This is a genomic window from Paenibacillus sp. FSL H7-0716 (genome assembly GCF_038002705.1).
Taxonomy (GTDB): domain Bacteria; phylum Bacillota; class Bacilli; order Paenibacillales; family Paenibacillaceae; genus Paenibacillus_AQ; species Paenibacillus_AQ odorifer.
The window spans coordinates 26,275-52,452 of the sequence record NZ_JBBODA010000006.1; the positions used below are offsets into that span (position 1 = coordinate 26,275).

24 protein-coding genes are annotated in these 26,178 nt (G+C 44.0%); 7 read left to right on the plus strand and 17 right to left on the minus strand.

The genetic code is table 11. From position 1 onward, the window contains the following. The first annotated feature begins 106 nt into the window (after positions 1–106). A complete protein-coding gene (locus MHH60_RS09850; protein WP_036680203.1) occupies positions 107–331 on the plus strand; it encodes a DUF1128 domain-containing protein in 225 nt (74 codons plus the stop codon). 130 nt (positions 332–461) lie between these two features. Here the strand turns inward: MHH60_RS09850 and MHH60_RS09855 are convergent, their stop codons facing one another. The 4 genes from MHH60_RS09855 to MHH60_RS09870 all read right to left on the minus strand — a co-directional run bounded on the left by MHH60_RS09855 (position 462) and on the right by MHH60_RS09870 (position 5,283). After that, entirely contained in the window at positions 462–1,466 is a 1,005-nt protein-coding gene (locus MHH60_RS09855; RefSeq protein ID WP_076136967.1) for an asparaginase, read from the minus strand. A 308-nt stretch (positions 1,467–1,774) separates the two neighbouring features. Then, positions 1,775–2,611 (minus strand): sugar ABC transporter permease, encoded by an 837-nt coding sequence (locus MHH60_RS09860; RefSeq protein ID WP_076136968.1) that lies wholly within the window; start codon positions 2,609–2,611, stop codon positions 1,775–1,777. Beyond that, a complete protein-coding gene (locus MHH60_RS09865) occupies positions 2,608–3,915 on the minus strand; it encodes a carbohydrate ABC transporter permease (protein WP_076136970.1) in 1,308 nt (435 codons plus the stop codon). Before MHH60_RS09865 ends, MHH60_RS09860 begins: the two co-directional genes overlap by 4 nt. An 18-nt stretch (positions 3,916–3,933) precedes the next feature. After that, positions 3,934–5,283: a sugar ABC transporter substrate-binding protein gene (locus tag MHH60_RS09870; RefSeq protein WP_232061461.1), complete on the minus strand. Its 1,350-nt coding sequence runs from the start codon at positions 5,281–5,283 to the stop codon at positions 3,934–3,936. A 446-nt stretch (positions 5,284–5,729) separates the two neighbouring features. On the opposite strand from MHH60_RS09870, the gene MHH60_RS09875 reads away from it, so the two are divergent. From MHH60_RS09875 to MHH60_RS09885, 3 genes are all read left to right on the plus strand, one after another. Continuing rightward, positions 5,730–7,496, plus strand: a complete 1,767-nt coding sequence (locus MHH60_RS09875; RefSeq protein ID WP_305953781.1) for a glycoside hydrolase family 13 protein — start codon at positions 5,730–5,732, stop codon at positions 7,494–7,496. 253 nt (positions 7,497–7,749) lie between these two features. Next, positions 7,750–8,247: a YtxH domain-containing protein gene (locus tag MHH60_RS09880; protein ID WP_038573324.1), complete on the plus strand. Its 498-nt coding sequence runs from the start codon at positions 7,750–7,752 to the stop codon at positions 8,245–8,247. A gap of 148 nt (positions 8,248–8,395) precedes the next feature. Continuing rightward, complete coding sequence (locus tag MHH60_RS09885; RefSeq protein WP_036680215.1) at positions 8,396–8,728, plus strand: DUF5665 domain-containing protein; 333 nt, start codon at positions 8,396–8,398, stop codon at positions 8,726–8,728. Positions 8,729–8,917: 189 nt separating this feature from the next. Here MHH60_RS09885 and MHH60_RS09890 read toward each other — a convergent pair whose 3' ends face one another. From MHH60_RS09890 to MHH60_RS09930, 9 genes are all read right to left on the minus strand, one after another. Beyond that, positions 8,918–9,688 carry a sigma-70 family RNA polymerase sigma factor gene (locus MHH60_RS09890; protein ID WP_036680216.1) on the minus strand — a complete coding sequence of 257 codons (771 nt, stop codon included), beginning with the start codon at positions 9,686–9,688 and terminating at the stop codon, positions 8,918–8,920. Then, complete coding sequence (gene rsbW / locus MHH60_RS09895; RefSeq protein ID WP_076136972.1) at positions 9,685–10,140, minus strand: anti-sigma B factor RsbW; 456 nt, start codon at positions 10,138–10,140, stop codon at positions 9,685–9,687. The genes MHH60_RS09890 and rsbW overlap by 4 nt, the downstream gene beginning before the upstream one ends. A gap of 18 nt (positions 10,141–10,158) precedes the next feature. Continuing rightward, positions 10,159–10,497 (minus strand): STAS domain-containing protein, encoded by a 339-nt coding sequence (locus MHH60_RS09900; protein ID WP_036680220.1) that lies wholly within the window; start codon positions 10,495–10,497, stop codon positions 10,159–10,161. A gap of 96 nt (positions 10,498–10,593) precedes the next feature. Then, positions 10,594–12,264 carry a response regulator gene (locus MHH60_RS09905; protein ID WP_076136973.1) on the minus strand — a complete coding sequence of 557 codons (1,671 nt, stop codon included), beginning with the start codon at positions 12,262–12,264 and terminating at the stop codon, positions 10,594–10,596. A 21-nt stretch (positions 12,265–12,285) separates the two neighbouring features. Next, positions 12,286–13,152 (minus strand): CheR family methyltransferase, encoded by an 867-nt coding sequence (locus MHH60_RS09910; protein WP_076136975.1) that lies wholly within the window; start codon positions 13,150–13,152, stop codon positions 12,286–12,288. 79 nt (positions 13,153–13,231) lie between these two features. Beyond that, on the minus strand, positions 13,232–16,900 hold the full coding sequence (locus tag MHH60_RS09915) for a response regulator (protein WP_076137090.1): 3,669 nt from the start codon (positions 16,898–16,900) through the stop codon (positions 13,232–13,234). A 2-nt stretch (positions 16,901–16,902) separates the two neighbouring features. Then, complete coding sequence (locus MHH60_RS09920) at positions 16,903–18,069, minus strand: SpoIIE family protein phosphatase (RefSeq protein ID WP_076136977.1); 1,167 nt, start codon at positions 18,067–18,069, stop codon at positions 16,903–16,905. 237 nt (positions 18,070–18,306) lie between these two features. Beyond that, on the minus strand, positions 18,307–18,831 hold the full coding sequence (locus MHH60_RS09925) for a hypothetical protein (RefSeq protein ID WP_076136978.1): 525 nt from the start codon (positions 18,829–18,831) through the stop codon (positions 18,307–18,309). Positions 18,832–18,890: 59 nt separating this feature from the next. Further along, positions 18,891–19,397: a DUF948 domain-containing protein gene (locus MHH60_RS09930; protein WP_076136980.1), complete on the minus strand. Its 507-nt coding sequence runs from the start codon at positions 19,395–19,397 to the stop codon at positions 18,891–18,893. A gap of 189 nt (positions 19,398–19,586) precedes the next feature. Between MHH60_RS09930 and MHH60_RS09935 the strand changes: the two genes are divergently transcribed. Together MHH60_RS09935 and MHH60_RS09940 are read left to right on the plus strand one after the other, a co-directional pair. Continuing rightward, a complete protein-coding gene (locus MHH60_RS09935) occupies positions 19,587–19,754 on the plus strand; it encodes a DUF1328 domain-containing protein (RefSeq protein WP_036680225.1) in 168 nt (55 codons plus the stop codon). 223 nt (positions 19,755–19,977) lie between these two features. After that, entirely contained in the window at positions 19,978–20,355 is a 378-nt protein-coding gene (locus MHH60_RS09940; RefSeq protein WP_036680226.1) for a hypothetical protein, read from the plus strand. A gap of 221 nt (positions 20,356–20,576) precedes the next feature. Here the strand turns inward: MHH60_RS09940 and MHH60_RS09945 are convergent, their stop codons facing one another. After that, positions 20,577–21,686 (minus strand): C40 family peptidase, encoded by a 1,110-nt coding sequence (locus MHH60_RS09945; protein ID WP_076136982.1) that lies wholly within the window; start codon positions 21,684–21,686, stop codon positions 20,577–20,579. Positions 21,687–21,890: 204 nt separating this feature from the next. Beyond that, complete coding sequence (locus MHH60_RS09950) at positions 21,891–22,760, minus strand: cation diffusion facilitator family transporter (protein WP_076136984.1); 870 nt, start codon at positions 22,758–22,760, stop codon at positions 21,891–21,893. Positions 22,761–22,894: 134 nt separating this feature from the next. Here MHH60_RS09950 and MHH60_RS09955 point away from each other — a divergent pair, with 134 nt between their 5' ends. Then, entirely contained in the window at positions 22,895–23,080 is a 186-nt protein-coding gene (locus tag MHH60_RS09955) for a hypothetical protein (protein ID WP_036680230.1), read from the plus strand. A 328-nt stretch (positions 23,081–23,408) separates the two neighbouring features. Here the strand turns inward: MHH60_RS09955 and MHH60_RS09960 are convergent, their stop codons facing one another. Further along, the gene (locus MHH60_RS09960; protein WP_036680232.1) at positions 23,409–25,034 is read right to left on the minus strand and encodes an ABC-F family ATP-binding cassette domain-containing protein; all 1,626 of its coding nucleotides are present in this window, start codon (positions 25,032–25,034) and stop codon (positions 23,409–23,411) included. 155 nt (positions 25,035–25,189) lie between these two features. Beyond that, the gene (locus MHH60_RS09965; protein ID WP_076136986.1) at positions 25,190–26,155 is read right to left on the minus strand and encodes an MBL fold metallo-hydrolase; all 966 of its coding nucleotides are present in this window, start codon (positions 26,153–26,155) and stop codon (positions 25,190–25,192) included. Positions 26,156–26,178: the final 23 nt, after the last annotated feature.

A 26,178-nucleotide genomic window follows, 5' to 3' on the forward strand; every position in this document is an offset into this window, starting at 1 on the left:
CCTTTAATTTAACATGATTTCAGTGAACCCGACAAAAAAATGGTGGTCAAGCTGCTAAACATGGTAAAATACATGAATCAGTATACAGAGAGGATGTTTTAACCTAATGGATTTAACAAAGCCTAGTCAGGAAAATGTTGAGTATATGATCGAGGCTATCAAAAACAAATTAAAAATGGCCAGTGCCGCGGCGATGCAAGCCTCCGCTTTTTCAGTAGATCATTATGAAGATATCTATGATGTATATGAGGTAGCCATGGGCAGCGACAGACTGAGTATTTCTCAGGTGGAAGCACTCGTCTCCGAACTCGGCCGTCTACGTCATAAATAATAGTTCTCCCTATACAAGAAGAAACGATGTTGCCGTCCTTTAAAGATGACCACCGCTTCTCGTAGAAAAAAGCCCTTCGCTGCGTATCCAGAAGATGGATTCGTAGTCGAAGGGCTCTTTTTATATGATCCTACTTTATGAAATTAAGCTTGAACTCGGTATCCGCATGGCCTACTCGTGTACCCCCGTCATTGTAAATCACGCCTGAAAATGCATTACGCAGCTTTTCCATGGTATTTTTCTGACTATAACCAATTTGATTTAAAATTCCCTGTACAATAAGTCCCCACTCTTCTTCCGACCCATCCAGAATCTTGAAAGCAATCCCCAGTCGCTCACGGCGTAAACCGAAGCAATAGACACCCTTAAATCCACCCTTAGCAATAATATTATCATCTTCCAAAAGAATAGAATCAAGGCGACCAGATCCAGAAACCATCTCCGGATATGCATTCATTGCCGTTGTAATAGTAGTAACCGCTTTGCGAGTAGCTTCATCTGCAATCAAATCCGGATTCGCTAATCTCAAATAGGCCGTCGCCAAGGCGGTCAGAGGCAAAGCAAACACCGGCAGCCCGCATCCGTCCGTACCTAAACCGATACTGTCTGGGGCCACACCAGCCATATAAGCAATGGTGTCGATAATCTCACGCTGCACTGTTTGCTCGGGCTGTGAGTATTCTTCAAGCGGCAAACCTTTGAGCTTACTGTAAGATAAGATGCCCATATGCTTGCCCGCACAGTTATGATAGAACTTTCTTTTGCCCGCGCCACGAATGGCGTTCTCCCTGCTGGAATAATCCAGCGGGTAACTCGTTGCACAGATCATTTGTTGCTCATCGATGCCAATCTTGGAGGATATGCTCTCTAACGCAGCTACATGGTAGCTCTCTCCCCGATGAGAGGCGGTCATCAGGGCAACCTCTGCGGGTGTAAAGCCGTAATGCTCCACAATCCCTCCACGTACGCCTGGAATAGCCTGAAGGGGTTTAGCAGCTGAACGGGTGAACGATACAAATTCCGGATCACCTGCATACCCCTTTAAATTTCCGTTCTCTCCTACGATGGCAATATGACCACTATGGACACATTCCAGCAAATCCGCCCGATACTCTCGTACTAATACGGTTTCCATGATATCTCTCCTCTTTTCTCTAGATGCTCTATAACTCACAAGGACTTATTAGTATTCTCATTTAATAAATGCTAGAAAATAACCCCGTGCTCCGGGGATTTTTGAGTACTCCACAAACTCCCTTAAGTGTTGGTTCCATGAGGAATTCTACTCCTATTTTCATTATTCTTCAATCCTGTCCACACCAAGAAGATTTTAGAAACCGGATAAAATATAAAAAACCGCTTCCTTCTCAGAAGCTTAATCTCTGAGTAGAAAGCGGTTTTTATCGAATTCAGCGTAGCTTCCCAAGGGTAGCGCAGTTCGCCTTATCCTTTGCTTGCACCTGCGGTGAGGCCATCCACCAAGAAACGCTGTAGGAAAATGAAAAGCAGCGTGACTGGGAGAGCGACCAATACCGCTCCGGCAGCGAACAACGTAAACTCGGTTGAGTTGCTCTGGTTCACCATCCGGTAAAGCCCAACAGCGAGCGTTCTTGTATCCTCCGTGCGCAATACAAGGTCGGCGAATATAAAATCCACAAAGCAGCCGTTGAAAATCATAAGGCTGGCATAGGTGAGCATCGGCTTAGATAACGGGATCATGATAGAAAGAAATACTTTCATATGGCTCGCCCCATCCATTCGCGCAGCATCTTCCAAGCTTTTAGGGATCGTATCAAAAAAACCTTTAGCCACAAAAACATTCGTGATAATAGCGCCGCTGCTGTACACGAGCACAAGTGCCCAATGAGAATTCAATAACCCAAGTGTGTTCAGCAGCACGTAAACTGCAATCATAGCCATAAATCCCGGAAACATCTGCAGAACTAGCAGCGCGGTTAGTGTAGTTTTTCTGCCCGTAAAACGATAACGAGAAATGGCGTACGAAGTCAGCAGCAGCAAAAAGGTGCCGAGCAGCGTAGACAACGCCGCAATCTTTAGCGTATTCATGAACCATAACAAATATTTAGTTTGCTCAAACAGTTCCTTGTAATGAACAAAGGTAAAATTCTTAGGAATCAATGAGTCACTGAACAAACTGTTTCCTGTTTTGAACGAAGACATAATAATCCAGAAGGCTGGGAAAAGACTAATAAAACTGAGCACAATTAGAAATAAATGGCTTCCAAACGTTTTGAAAGCTTCCGTCAGTCTTAGCTTCATGCAATCATATCCTCCTCTTTAAAGGATCGCGTCCGCCGGTAGCTCCAGATGGAGAATGTCGCGACCATCAGGAAGATGACAATCCCGATGACAGAAGCAAAGCTGTACTGCGACTGGTTCAGCGCCAGTTTATAAAGCCAAGTCACCAGCAGGTCAGTGTGGCCCGCGTACTGGTAGTTGGGATTAACCGGTTCTCCGTTAGTCATTAGATAAATGACATTAAAGCTGTTAATGTTGCCGGCAAACTGCATAATCAGGATAGGTGCGGTTGCGAACAATACCATTGGCAGCGTAATCATGCGGAATTTATAAAATGACCCAGCACCGTCTACTTCTGCCGCTTCATACATATCCTTCGGAATTGTTGTCAGCACCCCGAAGGCCAGAATCATGGTCACCGGAATGCCGATCCACATATTAGCCAGAATTACAGTGACCTTAGCCCAGAAAGGATTGGTTAGCCAGGCCACACCCTCCAGTCCCAAGGCTCTTAAATAACTATTGATCGGTCCGAATTGATTATTGAACATATTGCGCATGACGAGCAGAGAAATCATATTGGGAATAGCGAACGGAACGATCAGAAGTGTGCGCCAAAGCTTTTTGCAGCGGACACGGGGCTGGTGAATAAGTACTGCAATGAGCACACCTCCAATGTAAGTCGTCGCAGTAGCAATAACCGCCCAGATCAAGGTCCAAGTCAGCACTCCACCGAAGGTGGAACTCCAGACATCCAGACTAAGCATTTTATTAAAATTACCGAAACCTACCCAGTCCACCAGATGTGCTGGCGGTAAAATCGGGTCGGCATAGTTCGTAAACGCCAGTAGCACCGAAAAAACAAGTGGCAATATCGTCAAAAAAACCACGGCCACAAAGGGAATCGCGAGGACAAGATAGGCAAAATTCCTCCGCCCCAAAGCTCTGAGCGATTCAGCGAATGAATGAATGGGCTCTTTCCGGTCCCGTGCAGCTCCAACTAGGAATGCATCTCTGATGTTTAATAAATGAAATGCTGTATAAAAGAGCAGCGCCAGCAATGCCATTAGACCATTGATCATCATAAAAATGGAATGGTCGCCTTCCACCATCCGGGTTAATTTGCCTACCTTGACCATACGGCTTGGAAATTCCCCAAGCGTAATTAAGCCATGCAAATGTCCCATCAGATCATGAGCAATATAGTAGATTCCAGCAGATCCCACCAGCAGGAATACCAAGCCTTTCAGCCACTGCCGGTTGTAGAACTGGCCCAGTCCCGGAATAATAGCCGAGAGTAGCGCTGCGCCTGTTTTTTTCCTCATGGATAAATCACCTGCCCTTTACTTCGACTCCAGATCGGCCTGAATCGTGGTTACAGTCTGATCCAGCGTCTGTTTAACATCAAGATTCGAGTCGTTCCACAGGGACACAAACGCTGCTTTTAGGGGTTCCCAGACCGATTTAATTTCTGAAACGGAAGGCATTGGAACGGAATTTTGGAATTGCTCGAAGAATCCGCCAATAATAGGGTCATCTTTGATTTCCGGGGCTTCTCCAGCTTCTATACTCGCAGGAATCGCTCCCGTCATCTCAAAGTTCTTAAGCTGATTCTCCTTGTTGCTTGCAAAATGTGCGAACAAACGGCCTGCGACCGGATAATCCGTATATGAGTTGACATAATACGATTTCACACCGGAGAAAGAAAGACTGTCTTGACCGTCAGGTCCCTTTGGAAGAGGCGCCACACCCAGGTTAACATTTTCCTTAAACGCCGCTATGGACCACGGCCCGTCGATATTCATCGCCAGCTTACCTTCTTGGAACAACTGTGTTTTCACGTCATAAGTGATATCTCCTGCATTCAAAGGCAGAATTTTTTTGAGGCTCTGCAGAAACGTAAATCCTTTGATAGTGCCCTCATTGTTCAATCCAATATCCTTGAAATTCGTATTGTTGTCTCCGTAAATATATCCCCCGAAGCTGCCAATAAACGGATAGCTGTAATATCCGACGAATTCCCACATGATTGCGAATTTGTTTTCCTTCGGATTGTTGTACGTATCTGCAAAAGCAATCACATCATCCCACGTTTTAGGAGCGTCAGGAATCAGGTCCTTGTTGTAGAACAGCGCATAGGTTTCTACCGATTTAGGATAACCGTAAAGAATGCCATCATAAGACGATGCCTGAACAGCTGTTGCCACCATCGTTGATTTGGTTTCTTCCTCAAAAACATCGTTTGGCAAAAGCAGCCCTGCTTTTACGGCTTGCCCGATTTGGTCATGGGGCAGAGTCAACACATCAGCAGCAAGTTTAGACGGACCATCCGTCGCCAGTCTTGCGCCTTGATCACCACCTGCCATTTCCTCAACCGTGACGGGAACCCCATATTCTTTTTCGAAATCAGCAGCAACCTGCTTCATGTACTCAAGCTGCTCCTTGGCTTCCCAGACCATCAGTTTGGCCCCTGCTTCTGGTTTCATTTCCTCATCGGTGGTATTCTCTCCGGAAGTATTTGTCTCATTTGTGGTTCCCCCCGGCTCGTTCACTGCGGAATTCGGACTCGAATCCGGCTTTGATGCGGAGTTCCCATTGCCTGAACCGCATGCGGTGACCGTCAAAGTTAACAGCAGGCATAGGACTAAACTAAATGTTACCGCTTGCATTTTGGAACGTTTACTCTTCTTCATTTGCTCATCTCCCCTTCGTTCATGAGTGATTAAACCTAACCCGCATTGAAAAAAAGCATATAAAAAAGGTACAACCTCATTTGCACAAAGTGCCGAGGTTGTACCTTTCCAGGTAACAGTGCCTTTAATTTGAATGCGTGTTATAAAAAATCAAGTTCGTTCGCCCTCATTCTATAATATCCATAATTTTGATTGCAATCAGAGTATAAGTCCAAACAAGACGGTTTAACAAAGTTTATCTTATCTTTTCTTTTATTTTCTCTTTATCCCTACCACATACTAAATATTCCATATTGTAAATTCTTGTGAAATAACCTCTTGCTTTGCTCTTGAGGGTTATGGTAAGATGCAGACAAATTTAAAGGCAATGAAACCGCCAAGGGTTCAACCTCTGAAAATCATGAGGTTGGCCCTTTTTTGCGTTTACATGCCCGAAGGGATGGAAAATGAGTATGATTCAACCGGAAGCCGTTTATCACCGTATGGGACAAAATTGGTCATATGCCTACGATGAGTCTACACTTCATATTCGCATAAGAACTAAGCGGGACAACGTATCACAGATCGATCTTTTCTGTGGAGATAAATTTGGCTGGGACAAAACGCATGAGGTCATTCCAATGCAGCGCCTCACTTCTGACGGCTTGTTCGATTACTGGCAAGCCTCCGTCCGTCCCGTTTACCGCAGACTCGCGTATTACTTTGCACTTTATGACAAAGACGAAGTTCTTTATTTTTTGGAAAAAGGATTTTATCCAGAGCCACCTGCTGTTGTATATGAGGGCTTATTCGACTTTCCATTTTTGAATCGTGAAGATGTGCACTCTCCTCCATCATGGGTGAAAGATGCAGTATTTTATCAAATATTCCCGGAGCGTTTCGCAAATGGTGATCCCACCAACGATCCGACAGATGTACTGGAATGGGGCGGTACGCCGAGTCCTCGGAATTTCTTCGGAGGAGACTTGCAGGGTGTACTAGATCATTTGGATTATCTCTGTGAATTGGGCATCAATGCTATATATTTTAATCCTTTATTTGCGGCAACCACCAATCATAAATACGATACAAAAGATTATTACTTGGTCGATCCTCATTTTGGCACCAATACATTGCTGAAAGAGCTTGTGGACTCCTGTCATTCCAAAGGCATCCGTGTCATCCTGGACGGTGTCTTTAATCATTGCGGCCATACCTTCCCGCCATTTGTTGATCTGCTCGCGAACGGGCAATCTTCGCGTTATGCGGATTGGTTCCATGTACGCGAGTGGCCGCCACAGGTCATCGACGGAATTCCCACCTATGACACCTTTGCATTTGAGCCTATCATGCCTAAATTCAACACTGAGAATCCTGAAGTCATAGAATATCTACTGAATGCAGGCCGCTATTGGATCGAGGAAATCGGTATAGACGGCTGGCGGCTTGATGTCGCAAATGAAGTCTCCCATTCGTTCTGGCGGCAATTCTGCAGTACGATCAAAGGCATTAATCCAGAAGCCTATCTCGTAGGAGAAATCATGCATGATTCCTTGCCGTGGCTGCTTGGCGATCAATTTGACGCCGTTATGAATTACCCGTTAACGAATATTCAAATTAATTTTTTCGCTCACGGACAGATCAATGCTGCACAATTCTCTCAGTCGGTTGCTACTATGCTAGCGAATTATCCGCAACAAATTACGGAAGCCGCCTTTAATCTGCTAGACAGCCATGATACAGTTCGTTTCCTGACACTTTGTGGCGGTGACATCAGGAAGTTAAAGCTGGCCGTTTTGTTCCAGATGACCTTTCAGGGAGCACCCTGTATTTATTATGGCGATGAAATCGGCATGGATGGCGGATACGACCCGGACAACCGAAAATGTATGGAGTGGGACCCCCAGAAACAGAATCAAGATTTGCTCGAATACTATCGCTGGACGATCAGCCTTCGTAAATCTCATTCCGCATTCCGGAGCAGTGGATTTAAAGCGCTGGAGATTCCGGGTTATCCAAGGCTGCTTGTATATGAGCGGTGGGACAAACAAAGCCGGTTCATAATCGTATTGAACAATGAAGATGTTATGGCCGAAGTCGTCATTCCTGTAACCGGGGCAGACACGATATGGGTTAACCTAAAGACGCAGAAGCGGACTGAAACCTCCACATCCCAGCTGCATCTGAATCTGCCTGAATTCGGCTATGCGGTACTTCAAGCCGTTAATGATTAATCCGTAACACTCTAAATTCAATCGTGGAAGGATGGAGACATATGCTGCATATCACAGCCTGTCTTCGCCCTTCTTTTTGCGCATAAACAAATACTGATAAAGCCTCAAAAACGCCGTTTATATGACCTAAAGCCATCTAGGTTACCGTATCCTCCCTTAACCTCCCGTAATCTCCCCCTTGCTCTTCAACTGTTTCAGCCCATACGCCAAAGTTTATATACGAAGTAAGATAAATTATAAGGAGTGATTGGTGATGAGTAACGTAGAACATGAAGTAGAGAACGGAAGCAGCTTATTAAAAGGTATCTTTATTGGTAGCTTAATTGGTGCCGCAGCAGCCCTGCTATTTGCACCAAAGCCTGGCCGTGAAATGCGCAGTGATCTGTCAGATAAACTTTCTCTAGCTACAGACAAGACCAAAGAAGTTGCTGGTGCCGTAACTGACAAAACCAAAGCTATTGCGACAACCGTTGGCGAAAAAGCAACCGATTTGGCTAGTACGGTATCAGATAAAGCCTCTGATATCTATACCACTGTCAGTGACAGCAAACAACAGATTGCCGCCACTCTTCAAGAGGCTGGAAGTAAAATTGGTGACACTGTAAGTGAAGCCTCAAGCAATGTAAGCTCGGATGTTAAAGACGCCTCTAAAGACGTAGCTGATGAAGCCAAAGCATCCTCTAAAGAGGTTGCCAATCAGGCTAAGGATGCGAAAGAGGATGTAAAATCCTCCTATAAATCCAATTACTAATCTGCGGCATCATGCAGCTATCACTTTAACAAACAACAGCCAGCTGACCGCAGCTGGCTGTTGTTTAGTTATACCTTTATTCACATCAGCAGATACAACTAGACATTTAATTAATGCCCGTTCGGGCTATAGAAAGCAGGGATGGCGCATGGCAGATTCAAATAACCAAACAAAACCTTATGAAATTGATGAGCATCCTTTCGAGTTGCGACATGAAGTGAAACGCTTAAACAGTCGTCTTGACAAGATCGCTCACTCACTGGAAAAATCAGAATTCAAAGACATTCTCGACAACTATTCAGATCCGAAAAAAAGAATCATCACAAACCTGATGGCCGGTATATCTCGGGGACTTGGACTATCTCTCGGAACATTTGTAGTCCTTGGTTTATTAGGCTACATTCTTAGTCTTTTTCTTAATGTTCCAGTAATCGGAGAGTATCTTGGCGAAATTAAAAAATACATTGATGCTAATAGCTAACCGCAAGACTATCGATCTATTCCCCAACTATCGACCGCTTCCCCCGCTTGTCCGTCTAATCCTCTAGGTTGGACGGACAAGCGGGGGAATAAGTCTACAACAGTACACAAATAAAGGACATGCGGGTCTCCAGTCAGCGGAGAGAGGCATGTCCTTATCGTCGAAAATGTATATTACCCATACAGGAACTCAATAGGAAGAGTTGGCCATAATCTGCTTTAACTTCTCAGTGGCCCGCTTCTGTATGCGTGAAACGCTCATCTGTGATACCCCCAGCTTCTGGGCGATCGCCCGCTGGGATTGTCCATCTTGGAACGCTAACAGCAGCACCTGCTGCTCCTGTTCCTTCAATTGACCTAGTGCTTGTTGCAAATCCATACGTTTCTCTACGGTCTCGTAATCATTTGCGTCAGAGCTGATAAGCTCGCCTAGTGTGGCTCCTGTCTCCTCTTGAGAAAGGGGCGAGTCTAGGGAGACGTAATGATAACATTCTCTGCCCGCCAGTACTTCTACAGTTTCTTCAACAGACAAATCAAGATAATGAGCAATCTCATCCACCGCAGGCGAACGTTCCAGCTTCACTGTTAGTTCGTCAATCGCGTGTTGAACAAGTGCTCCCTTTTCTTTAATCCGTCTAGGTACCTGTATGTACCAAGATTTATCACGCAGGAAATTCTTCATATGTCCAATCATGCTTTTCATCGCATAGGGCTCAAAAGGGATTCCAAGGCTAATATCATATTGCTGTAATAACCGGATGAGCGCCATTTGCCCGACCTGATATAAATCCTCATACAAGTCGGGGCGGTTGCGAGAAATTTTTCCAGCAGCCATTTTTACCATAGGCTCATATTTCTGAATCAGCACTGTTGCGCGTTCATTATCCTTAGTCTGCTGATATTCCCAAATTTGGGTGACTGCTTCATTCATGGACTCGGGGGGAGTCACCTTATCACTCATACCTTTTCCTCGCTAAAGTTAAGGTGCTTCTTCAAAGTTACTACCGTCCCTCTTCCGGCCTCACTTACGACGCTCACGTCATCCATCAACGCTTGCATTAAGTAGAACCCTAAACCGCCGACCTGAACGTCACTTAACTCTTTATCATGCAGTGTCATACGCTCATTGGACGAGTCTTCCAAACCGTCAAAGCTCTCCCCCTCGTCTTTGACTGTAATGGATAGGGCACTTTCGCCCACCTCAAAGATTACATCAACCATTCCGTCTTGTTGTCCATAGGCGTACAATACTGAGTTGTTACACGCCTCTGATACAGCTACCTTCATATCTTCAATATCTTCGTAGGTGAAGCCCATTTTTGAAGCAATACCATATAAATTCAACCTAACAATATCCACATACTCTGCGCTAGCCGGCAGCTGAAGAATTACTTTTTGCACATCATCACTCATTCTTTGTTCTATCCTTTCCTAGTGGGAATTCTCTTGGGAGGCAAAAAACTTGGTTATACCAGTCATGTCAAACAGCTTCTGAATTTGGGGAGGAACATCCTCAACCATAAACTTAACGTCCATACCTTGTCTTGATTTCAGAATCGAAAGTAGAATACCAATACCCGTGCTATCGATGTATTTTAATTCTTTAAGATTTATTACTAAATCATGCTTCGTATCACCTACAAGCGGCTCCATTACCAAACGGAAATCGGAAGCAACGGATAGATCGAGTTCACCATTCAGGAAAACCGTACATACATTTTCTTTTGTCTCTGTCTTAGCGTGAAACTTATTACTTTTATGCGTGTTCATAGACGATCTCTCCTGATAAATATTTTCTATATTAATAACCTCATAGTCCTACCTTTGAAACAAATAACATTAAAATATAAACTAGTAAATCTTGGGTTACGCCTGAAAAATAGATGTATCTGGTTCAACCATCCGATTATCGCTGCTAGAATACCGAGAGATAATCTGCTTAATACTGCTCATCTTAAGTGGCTTGCTGATATAGTCATCCATTCCTGAGGCTTTACAGCGATTCTGGATGCCATCCATGACATTCGCAGTCATTGCAATAATAATAGTCTTCTCAGCCGCCGAACCGCCTTCTCGACGGATTTGGGCGGTTGCCTCCAGACCATCCATTACTGGCATTTGGAGATCCATAAAGATAAAATCATAGGGCTGCTGAAGCGCCATTTGCACAGCCTGTTTCCCGTCCTCAGCCATATCCGCTTCATAACCGAGCTTATCTAGCATGCTAACCATCAGACGCTGATTGATAGGATGGTCATCTACAACAAGGATTCGGCTTCTGCTCTCCTGATTAAGAAGAAGATGAGGCGATTCCTCTTCTTGATAACCTCCTGTTAAATCTTCTCCAGGTACGGATGCTTGAATCGTAAAAATAAAGGTAGCTCCTTTTTGCTCCATGGATTCTACCCGTATTTCTCCGCCCATCATGCCTACAAGGGATTTACATATGGCTAAACCAAGCCCTGTCCCCCCGTATTTCCGCGTCATTGAAGAATCCAGCTGTGAGAACGGTTGGAACAATCGGTCGCATTTCTCTGGAGAAATACCAATCCCTGTATCCATGATCGTGAACTCGACTTCTACCTTGTGCCCAGATGTTTCTTTGATGGAAGCGACTAAATAGACACCGCCCTGATTCGTAAATTTAACTGCGTTAGCAATCAGATTAATTAATACTTGGCGTAGACGAGCCATATCTCCATATAAAAGTCTAGGCAACTTCTGATCGATAAAATAAGCGAGCTCCAGGTTCTTTTTTCCCGCTTCCACCGAAAAGAGGCTGAACACCTCTTGAATACATGTACGAAGTTCGAACAGCTGCTCTTCGATTTCCATTTTACCGGATTCCATTTTGGTGAAATCAAGAATATCGTTTATAACCGTAATCAACGTGTCTGCACTTTTCCGAATGATCTCGGAATACTCCTTCTGCTCAGGAGCAAGGTCAGTCTCCATTAATAAATCAATCATACCCACTACGCCATTCATAGGTGTACGAATCTCATGACTCATCATAGCCAGAAATTCCGACTTCGCTTTGGAGGCGATCTCTGCCTCTTCCTTAGCCTTCACGAGCTCACTATTTATGATTTCCAGCTCTTTCGTCTTTTGCTGCAGCAGCATGGTCTGAGTCTGATGTTTTTTGCTCGTAATATACATCTCGACAAAACCTTGTATCTTAGACTTCAGAATTTGTGGAATGAAGGGCTTGACCATATAATCAATAGCCCCTGCAGAATAGCCCGCGAATAAGTGCTCCGCTTCCTTACTATTCGCAGAGATAAAGATAATCGGAATTTCCTTTGTTTTTTCTCTGGCTTTAATCAACTTTGCGGTCTCGATCCCATCCATACCTGGCATCTGCACGTCCAGTACGATGACAGCAAAATCATACCTTAACAAACACCGCAGCGCTTCTTCGCCGGAGGTGGCTTTGACTAGCTCATAATGCTGGCTTTCAAGTACCGCCTCCAGCGCCAGCAGATTTTCAGGACGGTCATCTACTAGTAGTATATGAATTGGTTCTTGAAACCCCATAGGACCACCCTCCTTCATGCGTTATTTTATGTTACGGTATATTTTTTCTACTCTGTCCAAAGACTCATAACAATCGCTGTACTTCGTAAAGTGAATGGATTCTTTAGAGCCTAGAACAAGTATTCCAAAACGACTTAAACTTTCATGAAACAAGCCGTGAACATGATCCCGCAGCTCATCATTGAAATAGATCATCACATTGCGGCAGAAAATAACATTAAACTCATTAAAAGAAGTATCTGTAGCCAAGTTATGCTCAGCGAATATAATGTTTTTGCGTAAATATGGCTGTAAAATAACCGAGTTATACTTCGCTGTATAGTATTCAGAGAATGCCCGGGTACCTCCCGCCTCCAAATAATTCTTAGTGTATTGCTTCATTCTGCTAATATCATAGACGCCTTCCTTAGCCTGCTGTAAAGAACGCTCATTCATATCTGTGGCATAAATCCGAGCCTTATCGTAAAGCCCTTCTTCATGAAGCAGGATGGCCATAGAGTATACTTCTTCACCAGTGGAGCATCCAGCATGCCAGATACGAATATAGGGATAAGTCCTCAACAACGGAACTACCTTCTGGCGAAACGTTAAAAATAACCCCGGGTCCCTAAACATTTCGGTAACCGGAATGGAGAGACTATAGACAAATCGTTCAAAACAGGCACGATCATGCAGCACCTTTTCTTGCAGCGCGGATATGCTGTGTACATTCTCCGCATGCACATGATGCCAGATACGTCGCTTCAAAGAAGGCAACGCATAATTCCGGAAATCATATCCATATAAACGGTGTACTCCATCAAGGAGCAGCTCGATCTCAATTTGCTCCAACTCGTCACTTCCTGCCATAACGGGCTGCTCCTCATATCCGTGTTCTATCGCTTTCATTGTTATCCCGACTCCCTTATTAACACACCGTAATTCTAGTCATGTTAGTTCTTAAAAAGGTATTACCCCAAATTTGAGTTTACGAATACAACCAGACACGCATTAACGAAAGAAGTTGACCTGTTGCGATCGGTTTCTTCATATAATCAGAAGCTCCCGCTTCAATACATTTGGCGCGATCCTCTTTCATTGCTTTGGCGGTAAGCGCAATAATAGGCAGTTTCTGATATTGCGGCATTTCACGGATTCGGCGCATAGCTTCATATCCGTCCATTTCCGGCATCATCATATCCATAAGCACGAGATCAAAATCTTCTTGCTCTACCAGCATTTCCAGCGCTTCACGTCCGTTCTCCGCAAACTTCACTTCCATGTGGTATTCTTCCAGTACACTAGAGAGTGCAAAAACATTACGAATATCATCATCGACGAGCAGTATTTTCTTCCCTTCGAATAACTCTTCTTTGTTATGCAGCTTCTGCAAAATTTTACGTTTATCTTCCGGAAGATTAGCTTCTACCCGGTGCAAGAACAGCGTTGTCTCATCCAGTAGTCGTTCCGGAGAACGAACATCCTTGATAATTATGGATTCAGCATACTTGCGGAGCTGTGTCTCTTCTTTGCTATCTAAATCCTTACCTGTATAAATAATAATAGGAAGATCGTTTAATTCCTCATCATCACGAATCTGATCCAGCAGTTCAAAGCCGTTCATATCCCCAAGCATAAGATCCAGAACCATACAATCATATCTCTGCTTACGCAGCTCCATCAGTGCCTCGTTGCCGGTTGATACTGCTGTGATAGCTACATCATCATGACCGATCAATTCCATAATGGAACGACGTTGAATCTCATCATCTTCTACAATCAGAAGGTACTTCACAGTGCTGGACGTATAATTCTCAATTTGTGAGAAAGCCCGTTCCAATGCTTCTCTTGAAGATGGTTTTCTTAGATATGCCATAGCTCCCATCATCAATCCTTGCTTCACTTCATCGTTCACAGAGATAACATGAACAGGAATGTGACGGGTCTGAGATGCACTTTTAAGCTCTCTAAGGATGGTCCAACCGTCCATTACAGGCAGCTGTATATCGAGAATGATCGCATCTGGCAAATAAGTTTTTGCCATCTGTAGTCCAATATCGCCTTGAAGCGCTACTAAGCCTTTAAATCTGCGACCACGAGCCATGTCTAACAAGATTTTCGCAAAGCTTTCATCATCTTCAATAATAAGCAGGACTTTGTCATTCGCCGTCAAATTGTCACGGTCATCCTCAATTGTCAGTTGTGGAAGGGGTACGTTAACGGCTGCTGGCACTAAGGTTGGAAGCATGTCTCCAATATATTCATCATATGTTGAATCCTCTTTGGACACAGCAGCTTCTATTTCTGCAGGTTGTTTACTGTAATTTGCCTTCACCGGCAAATACAAAGTGAAGGTACTGCCTTGTCCCTCACGGGATTCGAGCACAATAGCTCCACCCATTATACGAACCAATTCACGGCTGATCGACAATCCCAGACCCGTGCCTCCATATTTACGGCTGGTTGTTCCGTCTACTTGCTGGAAGGCTTCGAATACAATATCTGTTTTGTCAGCCGGAATACCAATGCCACTGTCCTTCACAGCAATAGCAATATATTCATTATCACTCGGCAGATTTAGTGGCAAGAGATTATTATCTGCCGGGCTAACTGAAAACTCGATAAAACCTTCGGTTGTAAATTTAAAGGCATTGGAAAGCAGATTTCTTAAGACCTGCTTCAACCGATGACTATCGGCAATTACGCTATCTGGCAGCGGCTCGTTAAAGGCTATCCGTAAGGAGAGTCCTTTTTTGATCGCCTGTGGAGCAAAATTCTGCTTCACAAAGCTTTTCAGCTCAGTCAGTTTAATCTCTTCATGATTCAGTTCCATTTTTCCTGCATCAACCTTGGACAGGTCTAAAATTTCATCAATCATCTTAAGCAGGTCAGCACCTGACATATAAATCGTATGGGCAAATTCAACCTGCTTCTCCGTTAAATTACCATCCTTGTTCTCGGTAAGCAGCTGGGACAAGATCAGCAGACTGTTGAGCGGCGTCCGCAATTCATGGGACATGTTCGCCATAAATTCCGATTTATACTTACTAGTCACGGATAATTGCATAGCCTGTTTCTCTAGCTGAACCTTAGCATGCTCAATTTCATCTTTTTTCTCCTCGACCTCCTGCACTTGCTCCTCTAGTGCACGAGTCTTGGCGACGAGTTCCGTATTGTAATGCTCCAGTTCCTCCTGCTGACGTTGCAGCAGTTCTTCTGAACGCTTAAGCGCGTCCGTCTGCTCTTCCAAATTCTCATTGGAACGACGCAGTTCTTCTTGCTGAGTCTGCAGCTCCTCTGACTGACATTGCAGTTCTTCCGTAAGTGCCTGTGACTCACGCAGTAATTTCTCTACAGTCAGACGACGACTAATATTATTGAAAATAATGCTTAAATTATTCGCAAGTTGTTGCAGCAAATCATTTTTCAGACTGCTAAATGGCTGGAATGAAGCGAATTCTACTACACCGAGCAACTCGTCTTCAAAAATAAGCGGATGAATGGAAATATATCCTGGCTGTGAATCCACAAAGCCGGATTTCACGGAGATGTAATCTTCAGGAGCCCGTTCCAATCTGATTGGGTGCATATCAAGCGCACTTTGTCCTACGAGTCCTTCTCCAATCACAAAACCTTCCTTTGGTTTCTTATCGCTATCTACTGCATAATAACCACTGCTTCGCAGAAAATCGGGACGGTTAGCATCCTTCAAATATACTGCCCCAAACTGGGCTCCCAGCACAGGGGTGAACTCGTTGATAAAGGTCTGTGAGACCTGATCCAATGAGCTAACCCCCCGGAGAAGTTCTGTCACCTGAGCAACATTTGCATTCAGCCAGGATTGATCATTCTGGGCCTGTGCATAAGCCTGTTCCATTTGCTGTTTCTCTTCAAGATCTAACGCCATTTTCTTAAAGACAAGGGCAACCTCACCAATCTCATCTTTCGAAGTAACCTTTATGCGCCTTATGGCCCGAATTCTGCCGTTGCCAAAGCTGGTAATCATCATCGAAACGACGTTAAGCCCTCGCGTAATGCTTGGAATGATCCATAGAACAACTCCAAGTCCAAGTAACAGACCCACAATCATCATCAAGATGACCATTTGAGTAGAGCTTTGATAGGCATCTTTAGCTTTTGTGCTCTCTTCATTCATAATAAAGGCATTATAATCAGAGAGACTGTTCAGAGCATTTAACACGGCATTCTGAATCGCTTGTCCCTCTGTGTTAGAATACGTGCTGGCATTCTGGAAATAACCAGCTGATAGCAGCTTCAATATTTTTTCCTGATAATTTAGATAGATCGTATAAGAATCATCAATTTGATTAACGATCTGCATCTCTTCAGCGCTAGTCATTGATTCTTTTATTTTGTCGTAGTGCTCATTAGCCTTAGCTATTTTTTTATCAATCTCTTTTTTTTGTGATTCTACTGTTGATGTATCAGCGCTTAACATGGTCGTCGTTAATATTCGCGCCATATCATTCACTTCTCCACGCATACCTGAAGAAGAACGTCCCTTCATATATCTATCCTGGTAACCCTCAAGCTGACCATTCATATAATCCAAACGATCGTATCCAATCATAGTAAGTGCCAGCATAATCGCCAGCATCGCACTAAAACCAATTAAGAGTTTAGCCTTTATTTTCATCCTCATTCTGTTCCCTTCTTCAGTGAGATCCACACTATACATTTGTCATCGTCACGCTCTTTAGGAACATCAGCATTGAAAAAAGCAGCCCGTATAGTTTCTTCCTTCCATTCATGCTCAACATTTAAATGCTTAATCATGAATTTCAGCTGCTCTTCCTGTTCACCCTCAACCAGCTCCAGCAGACCATCTGTATAGAGAACCAAATGCCCTTCATCTTGATAGGTCAAGCTCTGTGGCTGAATATCGATCCGTTCAAACAGGCCTACAGGGTGACAATTGCTTTCCAGCAAGACCGGAGTCTTGGCTGCGCCCTCAAAAAATAGCGCAGGTGGATGCCCGGCGTTAACGTAGTCAATACGCTTTATACGAGTGTCGATCACAAGATAAATCGTCGTAAAATAGTATTGAATCAGCTTTTTCTCAATATAAAGTTGGTTAAACCTTCGATTGAGTTCCTGAATTACCTTTTCCGGCTCTACATAAGTAGTTACCGTGTCCTTTAATACTGACGCAAGGAACATGCAAAAAAGAGAGGACGATATACCGTGTCCCATAATGTCCAGGAGGATTACGCCATATCGGCCATCCCCAAGGGGATACCAGGCATATAAATCACCCGCCAATTCAGAGGAAGGCTGATAGATAGCATGCACCTCGAAATTCTCTTCCTGCAGGGGTAGGCTGAGAACAGCATTCTGCACGAGTGCAGCCAGTCTCAATTCCTCCTGAATCCGCTGATCCCGTTCCTTATGCCAATCTTTCTCACGTTTCAACCGCAGAGCAAGCCGAATCCGGGCCATTAGCTCCACTTTATTAATAGGTTTCGTAACATAATCTACTGCACCTGCATCCAGCGCTTCGGCTAATTTTTTAGAATCGCCTACAGCTGTAACCATTATTATTGGAACATCCTTAAGATGTTCGTATTGCTGCACAACACGACATGCTTCGATCCCATCCATTTCTGGCATCATCATATCCAGTAAAATCAGATCAATATCTGACATCCGGGGACGTCCATCTTCACTTCCCGAACCGATTCCAAGCCGTTCCAGCATCTCTTTGGCAGAGGATGCGGTTACGAAATTTCGGTAATCTTCTTTTTTCAGGATTTCACGGATAATGATAACATTAGTCGGATTGTCATCCACGATTAAGATTCTCATCATCTTCACCTCACACGAGTAGTATTACGACCGTAAAATTCTGCAAACCTATTAACTATATCATACGCTATTTTACAGTGTTATTTCTATTTTCATAATATGTAAATATAGTCATAGGATCAATTTACGTATTCAGCAAAGTAACCTCCAGCCCCACTATACCTAGTGGGGCTGGAGGTTACTCTATTCTAAAGACAGCCTATGTTTATTAACCAATTTGCTCAATTATGAAACAGATTAGGAAGAAATACTATCAAATAAATCAATTCCTTCGAATTCACCCGCCAAATTTCGATATATTTTGAGTGCATTATTCCCTCTCAGATATACATCCCCATCTTCGGCTATAAAATACGGTTTGCCCAAAGTATCTTGCAGATTATCTGTTAAAGGATCGATTTCTACACCATCTACATATAAACCGAACTGCTGTGCTTGCGGAGGTGCAACATGTACATAAAGTACAACACCCTCGCCCACACCCACTGTCACATCTGCGTAATGGTACTCCACTGTCTCTAGCAATGGATCATTTGTCACCGCAAGCGGATTGCCTTTGGTCAGAAGCAGTTCTTCCTTTGTGGTGTATAAAGCGACACCTTGGAGAGAATCAAAGCGATTTATATATGGGCTGGATCCTGAAGCATGTTCAAATGCGAGAACCGACTTAGGTTGTTCAATAAAAGTAGAGATAGGCGCCAACTGTGGAGACGCATCAAAGTATGGGAAAAGAAGACCAAATAAAAGGATCATCATGTTCATGTTGTGTCCCACCTTTCTTATCTGCAGCCACCGATTACAGAAGCCTTACTATCTTATGCTTAATGACGAAATTTCTTCCAAAGAGTTGCAGCTACGTCTACACCTTTTAGCATTGTAGCTATTTTTCCCGGTGACTTCTCAGCATAAATGGCATCATAGGAGTTAACAGTACGTTCTTCAGCAGGAGTTAGCGGAGCTTCTTTTATAGAGACTTCCTTACTTTTCTCCTTCAGCTCACGCGATTTACGATATTTCTCAATCACCGTGACTGACACTTGTTTGACCGTTAAGGTCAGTTCATTCATGACATCACCCAGATTCTTGACAGAATCGATAACTGGGTCAATCTTTTGAATCTTATGCTGTACATCGGCAGTGATTTCATTTGCGTGTCTGACCGTCGTTTTCACTTCATAAGTAAGCTCATCCATCGTCTTCTGTACTTCCACCAAGGTTTGGCTGACTTTGTCGAGTGAATCCTTTGCCGACTTTAAGGTTTTAATTAAAAAGAAAACAAGTACTGCGAATGCAATTGCCACGAGAGCTACACTAAGTTCAATGATCATATTCATAACCCCTTCCATATCTCATAAATATCGGCTAATCAGCCTTGTATACTGCATAGTTACCCCTGGTCCCATAAGCCGAAACATCTTGTCGAGTCTTGTCAAGAGTCCCTCTTCCCTTTTGTTTCAAAATCAAAGTCCCCGTTTATACAATGACTACATTAATCAAAAAAGGATAGGTGATATGTAATGTTAAAATGGTCCGCAATACTACTTGTAGTCGCAGTAATCGCCGGAATCTTTGGTTTCTTCAACCTTGTAGCTGCCGCTGCTGGTCTGGCTAAGATTTTGTTCTTCGTCTTCCTGGTTCTGTTTGTAATTTCTCTCTTCACGGGACGCAGAGGTAGATCTATGTAGTAGCCTCTCATTTTAATGGTGTGACTTTCGTATCCCTCCCATATCTATCCATATATCTTATTCATCATGCAGAAAGTATAGGTCATTCCTGCACGGATGTCACTTGAGAAAATAAGAAATGTTGAATGGGTGGTTCATCACGCATCATTTACGTTTACTAGCATATTAGCAAACAGCGCTTTTGGAAAAAAATACATCCAACCCCCACTAGGAGGAACTAAACATGAAAAAAATCGCCAGCCTTACAGTAGCCTTAGGACTTATGGCTTCCATTGCTGCTACAGCTTCAGCAGCTGAAGTAACTAACACTACTACGGATCCTGCAACCGTAACTGGAAGCACTTACAGCAATTCTTTTGAAACCATTATCACTCCAGCGGATATGATTCCAGCAACACCACAAATAGTGCTGACCGAGAAAACACCTTTCTACTTTTCCGTCGGAGGTATAATTCCAGCAGGCTGGCTTGGCGTTCAGACTCTTGATACAACAGGTGAAGTCATTTCGGACACTTGGGGTAATGAATGGAGAGAAATTTACACTTGGTTAGGAAAAGCATGGGTTAAGGTTCCTGTCACAGCCAATGTGATCTTACCTTAATTTTCAATATGCGAAAAAAGGGTGTCCCAAGAGCCAAGAAAATGGCCGATGGTACTGCCCTTTTTTTATGTGGAGAGTACATATTCTGAACAGATAAAACAGGAAGAGCTACCCCCTCAGTAGAGAATTCTACTAAAAGGATAGCCCTCTTGCGCGTACGCCCGCCATCGTTCACCCGTCACAAACATGCGATGCTGTCGCTTCCTGCATTTTTCATATATTTAGCGAATGACCGAACCTCCGTAGAGAAAACGATTCATCCAAGAAGCGCTTAGTTTATCTACTCTTACCCCGCCTGAAGCTACGGAATAAGTTTGTAGAACTTGTCCATCTCCTAGATACATTGCAACATGCGATATTCTAGCTGTAGATTTGTCGATTCCCTCATAAGAAGAAGCTAAATTCCCCTTATAATCCATAAAGAACATTAAGTCGCCGCGCTTCAAATTGGAAATAGACGTAACCACCGTACTATTCGACTTCACCCAATCTCCCTGTTGACGGGAATCCGCCGGCAGTTTGAGATTGGCAGCATCCATAAAAATTTGCCGGATGAAGTCCGAGCAATCAAAGGTGCTTGTATCATTTCTGCTGGAGCCATACTCATAAGGCGTTCCTAGATATCCCATGCCCGCAGCAATTACCCGTTCGATTTGGGCTGAAGCCCCCGGTGTTGTTATAGGTGGATTGGGTGTAGGTGTAGGTGTAGGTGTAGGTGTAGGTGTAGGTGTAGGTGTAGGTGTAGGCGTTGGTGTTACCGTTCCAGATCCCCCACCGTTTCCTGAAAGTGTACTATATTGTTCACTTGAACTTATATATCCGATGCTACCATCCGCCGCTTTAACTTGATACCAGTAACTGTTAGGCTGTGCCAGAACTTCTACTTTTTCTCCCTTATTCAAAAGCTTCATTACTTTTCCGCTTGTTGAAGGTGAAACCCGAAGATTCACACCATACTTAATGGTGCCAGTTTGTGCCGATGGTGTCGTTACTGAAGCAGAGGATACGCTGATATACTTATCTCCTGCACTTGTATAACCCACTGAACCATCAGCCGTTTTTACTTGATACCAATAGCTGTTAGGCTGCGAAAGGATCTGCACTTGATCTCCCTTTTGCAAGTACTTCACTATTTCTCCGTCAGTAGAAGGGGTGCTGCGAAGGCGAACACTAGCCTCGATTACACCTGTTTGAACGGCTGAAGCTGCTGTAACTGAATTAGATGAACTTGAGGCTGCCGCTGCTTGTCCAGGAGCAGATACTCCTAAACCTGCAACAATTGCAGCAGATACTAACAAAGATGCTGTAATTTGCTTATGTGATTTGATCATACGTTCCCCCAAATTCCATGATGAGATTTCAATAAAGGATTGTGCTACATTATTCCTTTATGCCCTCATTATAGGCTTGCCCGGGATTTGGAACATGCTCCAAATTTCACATATAATCATGCCACTTTATGGTAATATACAGGTCTAAAGTCTTGATTTCTCCTTGAATATGTGTGTTTTTTCCTTAATATAGCATTTTGTAATTTATTTTTTAGGCTCCACGTGCACCTGCACATTCATAATATTATGCATTTTGCTCATTCTTTCTTCGATGGAATCACTTATTTCATGACCTTCTGTCACAGAAATATTCGCATCCACCTCCACTACAACATCCACATGCACATGATTACCATGAACCCGTGCCTTCACATCTTTAATCTCTTCTACTCCCGGCGTTCGAGCAATCGTACTACGTAGATCCATCAATTTATCTTGATCAAAGCCATCCGTAAGCCGATAAGTCGAATCACGAAAAATATCCCAAGCGGTCTTGGAGATAATGAGTCCGACAAGAACAGCTGCTGCGGAATCAATCCATGGCAAACCAAACTGTGCGCCTACAATCCCAACTGCGGCTCCAACACTGACCATTGCATCAGAAAAATTGTCCTTAGCCGCTGCCATAAGTGCTCCACTGTTAATTTGTTTGGCCAGTCTTTTGTTATATATGTATACCCCCATCATAGCTACTGCACATACAATAGCCACCCCTGCCGACCAGAGCTGTGGCGTTTCTTTTGTACGATCGAAAAAGGACCGCACCGCCTCCACAATCACTTGAATGCCCACTACCGCCATGATAAAAGAAGCCAACAACGCCGCTACGGTCTCTGCGCGGAAATGCCCGTAAGCGTGGTCCGAGTCAGGTGGCTTCCGCGAAATCCGTAACCCCACCAGCACAGCTATGGATGCCACGATATCTGTTAAATTGTTGACCCCGTCCGCTACGAGTGCGCTAGATGCAAATAAATAACCACAAACCAGCTTAAATGATGATAGGATGAGGTAAGCCGCTATGCTCACCCAAGCTCCTCGTTCGCCTTTACGTATATCTTCGTAAATATCAGTCATTCTTGGCTCCCCCTCTTTTCCCCCGATTATTTAAAATACGGAAAAGAATTCTTTCAATTATTCTTGCCCTTGTGGCAGCATTTAAAAACAATTAGAATAAAGTGTAAGGACTTGCTTCGAAGGAGGTTATCATAATGAGCGAAAGCAACGATAAAGGAAAAATCAACTTAGCGGAAGCTATCCGTAAAAAACTGGAACAGAAGAAGCAACAATCTTCCTCCAAACCTGGATCCACATTTCAGGCCGGTTCCGCCAAACCGCTAAAAAGCCAAAATAACAAAAAGCCTAACAACCAACGCCGTCGTACTGGCGGATCTTAGTATTTACTTATACTTAAACATAAACGGCTGCGAATCCCTCGGGGAAACGCAGCCGTTTATACGTTCGTCCTGCCTGATAGGATGGATTAGAACTCTTCAAATTCATAACTGCTTCTCTTTATTGTACGATTAGCCAGCTGAAAACATGCGCTTTGGGAAACCTCAAGGGCTAAAGACTCCTGTCTTGGAAGCCCCGCATATACTCCCCGTAGAATTCTACTTATTAATAACTTTTCAAAATCGAAATTATAAAGACAGCTACCCTGATCCCAAAAAGGATTAGAGTAGCTGCTTCATGGGGTTCCTTCCGCATAGCGGAATTTAAATATTATACTTCTACAGGATACATGCGCTGGCGCATTTCCTTAATTTCTGGATTCTCCAAATATTCATCGTAGCTCATGGAGCGGTCAATTACACCTGTAGGTGTAATCTCGATGATGCGGTTAGCAATGGTTTGGATGAACTGATGGTCATGGGAAGTGAATAGAATCGTGCCATCAAAATCGATCAGCCCGTTATTCAGTGCCGTGATGGATTCCAGATCCAAGTGATTGGTTGGTTCATCGAACACAAGCACGTTCGCGCCGTTGAGCATCATTTTGGCCAGCATACAGCGAACCTTCTCGCCCCCGGACAGCACACTTGCTTTCTTCAGTGCTTCTTCTCCGGCGAACAACATACGGCCCAAGAATCCACGCAGGAAAGTTTCGTCCTGATCTTTAGAATACTGGCGTAGCCATTCTACAAGATTCATTTCCACACCATCGAAATAGCTGGAGTTGTCTTTCGGGAAATACGCTTGAGTTGTAGTTACTCCCCATGTATATTCTCCCGCATCCGCTTCTTGCTCTCCCATAATCACATCAAACAGAAGGGATTTAGGCTGGGAGTAAGGGCCTACAAAAGCAATCTTATCCCCTTTGTTTACTACAAAACTGATTTCATCAAGAAGCTTTTCACCTTCAACCGCTTTGGACAAACCGCTGACTGTCAGCAATTGTTTACCCGCTTCACGTTCAGGTTTGAAGTTTAGGAACGGATATTTACGGTTGGACGGACGAATATCGTCCAGTGTAATTTTCTCAAGTTGCTTCTTACGTGATGTCGCTTGTTTAGACTTGGAAGCATTGGCCGAGAACCGCTGGATAAATGCCTGCAATTCCTTGATCTTATCTTCCTTCTTCTTGTTCGAATCACGCTGCAAAGCTTGCGCAAGCTGACTGGACTCATACCAGAAGTCGTAGTTGCCGACGTACATCTGGATTTTGCCAAAATCAATATCCGCAATATGCGTACATACTTTATTCAGGAAGTGACGGTCATGGGATACGACGATAACAGTACCTTCATAGTCCATGAGGAAGTTCTCTAACCAGCCAATAGATTCGAGATCCAAGTGGTTGGTAGGCTCATCTAGCAGCAGGTTATTTGGACGGCCAAACAAGGCTTGCGCCAAGAGTACCCGAACCTTTTCATTGCCGCTCAGTTCGGCCATTTTTTTGTCATGCAGTTCACGCATAATTCCGAGACCAATCAGCATGGCAGCTGCATCTGGCTCAGCATCCCAGCCGTTAAGCTCAGCGAACTCACCTTCAAGCTCTCCTGCACGCAGGCCATCCGCTTCTGTGAAATCGGACTTCGCATAAAGCGCGTCCTTTTCTTTCATAATTTCATAAAGACGTGTATGACCCATAATTACGGTCTCAAGTACTGGGAATTCATCATACTCAAAATGGTTCTGTTTGAGTACTGCGAGACGTTCGCCTGGTGTAACATGTACCTCACCGGTATTTGCTTCGATCTCACCAGACAGAATTTTCAGAAAGGTTGATTTACCGGCACCATTGGCGCCAATCAAACCGTAGCAGTTACCAGGGGTGAATTTTATGTTTACATCTTCAAAGAGAGCGCGTTTTCCGTAGCGGAGTGTTACGCCGCTTGTGCTAATCATTACGCATTACCATCCTTTTCACTTAGGGTTTCGGCTCATTATAGCATAAATAGAGAGCAAAAAGCCCGTAAAATAGCCTTTTCAGCTGTTCTCTCCAATACTAAAGTTATTCCAGCTGCTGTACAGAGGTCGCCAGTTAGGAGGAATTTTTTCAATTATTGTCCAGTTTTGCGATTCTCGGGTTGTATAACAAGCGTTTCGCCATAGCTGAGCGTACGGATTCTTTCTTCAGAAATACCCTGTTTAAGCCGGGCACTTTCCATCCGATCCAGCGCTTCCCGGGCTGTATCATCAGCAAGTCTATAGGTGCCGTAATGCATCGGAATCATGGTCTCCGCTCCAACATCTACAAATGCTTGTATAGCCTCTTCAGGGGTTACATGCTGCGAGGTCATGAACCACTCCGGTTCATAAGCTCCAATCGGCATGAGTGCAACATGAAGCTTATAGCGGCTCCCAATCTCCTTAAAACCCGGAAAATAACCGCTATCTCCTGCGAAATAGAGGTTTGGGGGCAGCTTGTCGCTATCCGATTCGATCGGCTGCAGAATATATCCTCCCCAATGAGAAGTGTTCGTGTCCCAAGGTGTTCTCCGCGTCCAGTGCTGAGTCGGCACGAAGGTAAGCTTAATTTTACCCAGCGTATTTTCCTGCCACCATTCCATTTCTATGCAGTTGCGAAATCCTTTGCGGAGCATCTTTCGTTTCAAGCCTATAGGAACAACAAGGGTTGTCCCTGCTCTATATAATTTACGGATAGAAGCCATATGCAAGTGGTCATAATGAGAGTGCGAGATCAGAATCAGGTCAATGGGAGGCACTTCGCTGAGCGGAATCCCGGGTTGCCCCAATCTTTTCTCAAAGCCCAGTCTTCTCGCCCAGATTGGATCAGTAATGATATTCATCCCTTCATATTGAAGGAAAAACGTTGAATGCCCAATCCACGTAATGGTAGTCTCCAGGCGATTCTCCGCCAGATAAGCTAACCTCGGTGGCGTACTTGGCACTACATATGAATAATCTTTTATCTTCCGTCGACGTTCCTCCCGCCACTTACGAAACTCTTTAAGTGTTTTATCGGTACTCACATTGTCGAGGTTATTGTAGCGAAATTTAGCCATAGAGCACCTCATCTTTAGAAGTT

Excerpts from the sequence above, each read along its gene's own strand:
- MHH60_RS09940 (WP_036680226.1), top strand. The coding sequence starts at position 19,978 with ATGAAAAAAATCGCCAGCCTTACAGTAGCCTTAGGACTTATGGCTTCC.
- MHH60_RS09910 (WP_076136975.1), bottom strand. The coding sequence starts at position 13,152 with ATGAAAGCGATAGAACACGGATATGAGGAGCAGCCCGTTATGGCAGGA.
- MHH60_RS09865 (WP_076136970.1), bottom strand. The coding sequence starts at position 3,915 with ATGAGGAAAAAAACAGGCGCAGCGCTACTCTCGGCTATTATTCCGGGA.
- MHH60_RS09965 (WP_076136986.1), bottom strand. The coding sequence starts at position 26,155 with ATGGCTAAATTTCGCTACAATAACCTCGACAATGTGAGTACCGATAAA.
- MHH60_RS09855 (WP_076136967.1), bottom strand. The coding sequence starts at position 1,466 with ATGGAAACCGTATTAGTACGAGAGTATCGGGCGGATTTGCTGGAATGT.
- MHH60_RS09915 (WP_076137090.1), bottom strand. The coding sequence starts at position 16,900 with ATGAAAATAAAGGCTAAACTCTTAATTGGTTTTAGTGCGATGCTGGCG.
- MHH60_RS09850 (WP_036680203.1), top strand. The coding sequence starts at position 107 with ATGGATTTAACAAAGCCTAGTCAGGAAAATGTTGAGTATATGATCGAG.
- MHH60_RS09930 (WP_076136980.1), bottom strand. The coding sequence starts at position 19,397 with ATGATCATTGAACTTAGTGTAGCTCTCGTGGCAATTGCATTCGCAGTA.
- MHH60_RS09920 (WP_076136977.1), bottom strand. The coding sequence starts at position 18,069 with ATGAGAATCTTAATCGTGGATGACAATCCGACTAATGTTATCATTATC.
- MHH60_RS09950 (WP_076136984.1), bottom strand. The coding sequence starts at position 22,760 with ATGACTGATATTTACGAAGATATACGTAAAGGCGAACGAGGAGCTTGG.
- MHH60_RS09860 (WP_076136968.1), bottom strand. The coding sequence starts at position 2,611 with ATGAAGCTAAGACTGACGGAAGCTTTCAAAACGTTTGGAAGCCATTTA.
- MHH60_RS09890 (WP_036680216.1), bottom strand. The coding sequence starts at position 9,688 with ATGAGTGATAAGGTGACTCCCCCCGAGTCCATGAATGAAGCAGTCACC.
- rsbW (WP_076136972.1), bottom strand. The coding sequence starts at position 10,140 with ATGAGTGATGATGTGCAAAAAGTAATTCTTCAGCTGCCGGCTAGCGCA.
- MHH60_RS09935 (WP_036680225.1), top strand. The coding sequence starts at position 19,587 with ATGTTAAAATGGTCCGCAATACTACTTGTAGTCGCAGTAATCGCCGGA.
- MHH60_RS09900 (WP_036680220.1), bottom strand. The coding sequence starts at position 10,497 with ATGAACACGCATAAAAGTAATAAGTTTCACGCTAAGACAGAGACAAAA.
- MHH60_RS09905 (WP_076136973.1), bottom strand. The coding sequence starts at position 12,264 with ATGGGGTTTCAAGAACCAATTCATATACTACTAGTAGATGACCGTCCT.
- MHH60_RS09875 (WP_305953781.1), top strand. The coding sequence starts at position 5,730 with ATGAGTATGATTCAACCGGAAGCCGTTTATCACCGTATGGGACAAAAT.
- MHH60_RS09885 (WP_036680215.1), top strand. The coding sequence starts at position 8,396 with ATGGCAGATTCAAATAACCAAACAAAACCTTATGAAATTGATGAGCAT.
- MHH60_RS09925 (WP_076136978.1), bottom strand. The coding sequence starts at position 18,831 with ATGAACATGATGATCCTTTTATTTGGTCTTCTTTTCCCATACTTTGAT.
- MHH60_RS09960 (WP_036680232.1), bottom strand. The coding sequence starts at position 25,034 with ATGATTAGCACAAGCGGCGTAACACTCCGCTACGGAAAACGCGCTCTC.
- MHH60_RS09945 (WP_076136982.1), bottom strand. The coding sequence starts at position 21,686 with ATGATCAAATCACATAAGCAAATTACAGCATCTTTGTTAGTATCTGCT.
- MHH60_RS09880 (WP_038573324.1), top strand. The coding sequence starts at position 7,750 with ATGAGTAACGTAGAACATGAAGTAGAGAACGGAAGCAGCTTATTAAAA.
- MHH60_RS09870 (WP_232061461.1), bottom strand. The coding sequence starts at position 5,283 with ATGAAGAAGAGTAAACGTTCCAAAATGCAAGCGGTAACATTTAGTTTA.
- MHH60_RS09955 (WP_036680230.1), top strand. The coding sequence starts at position 22,895 with ATGAGCGAAAGCAACGATAAAGGAAAAATCAACTTAGCGGAAGCTATC.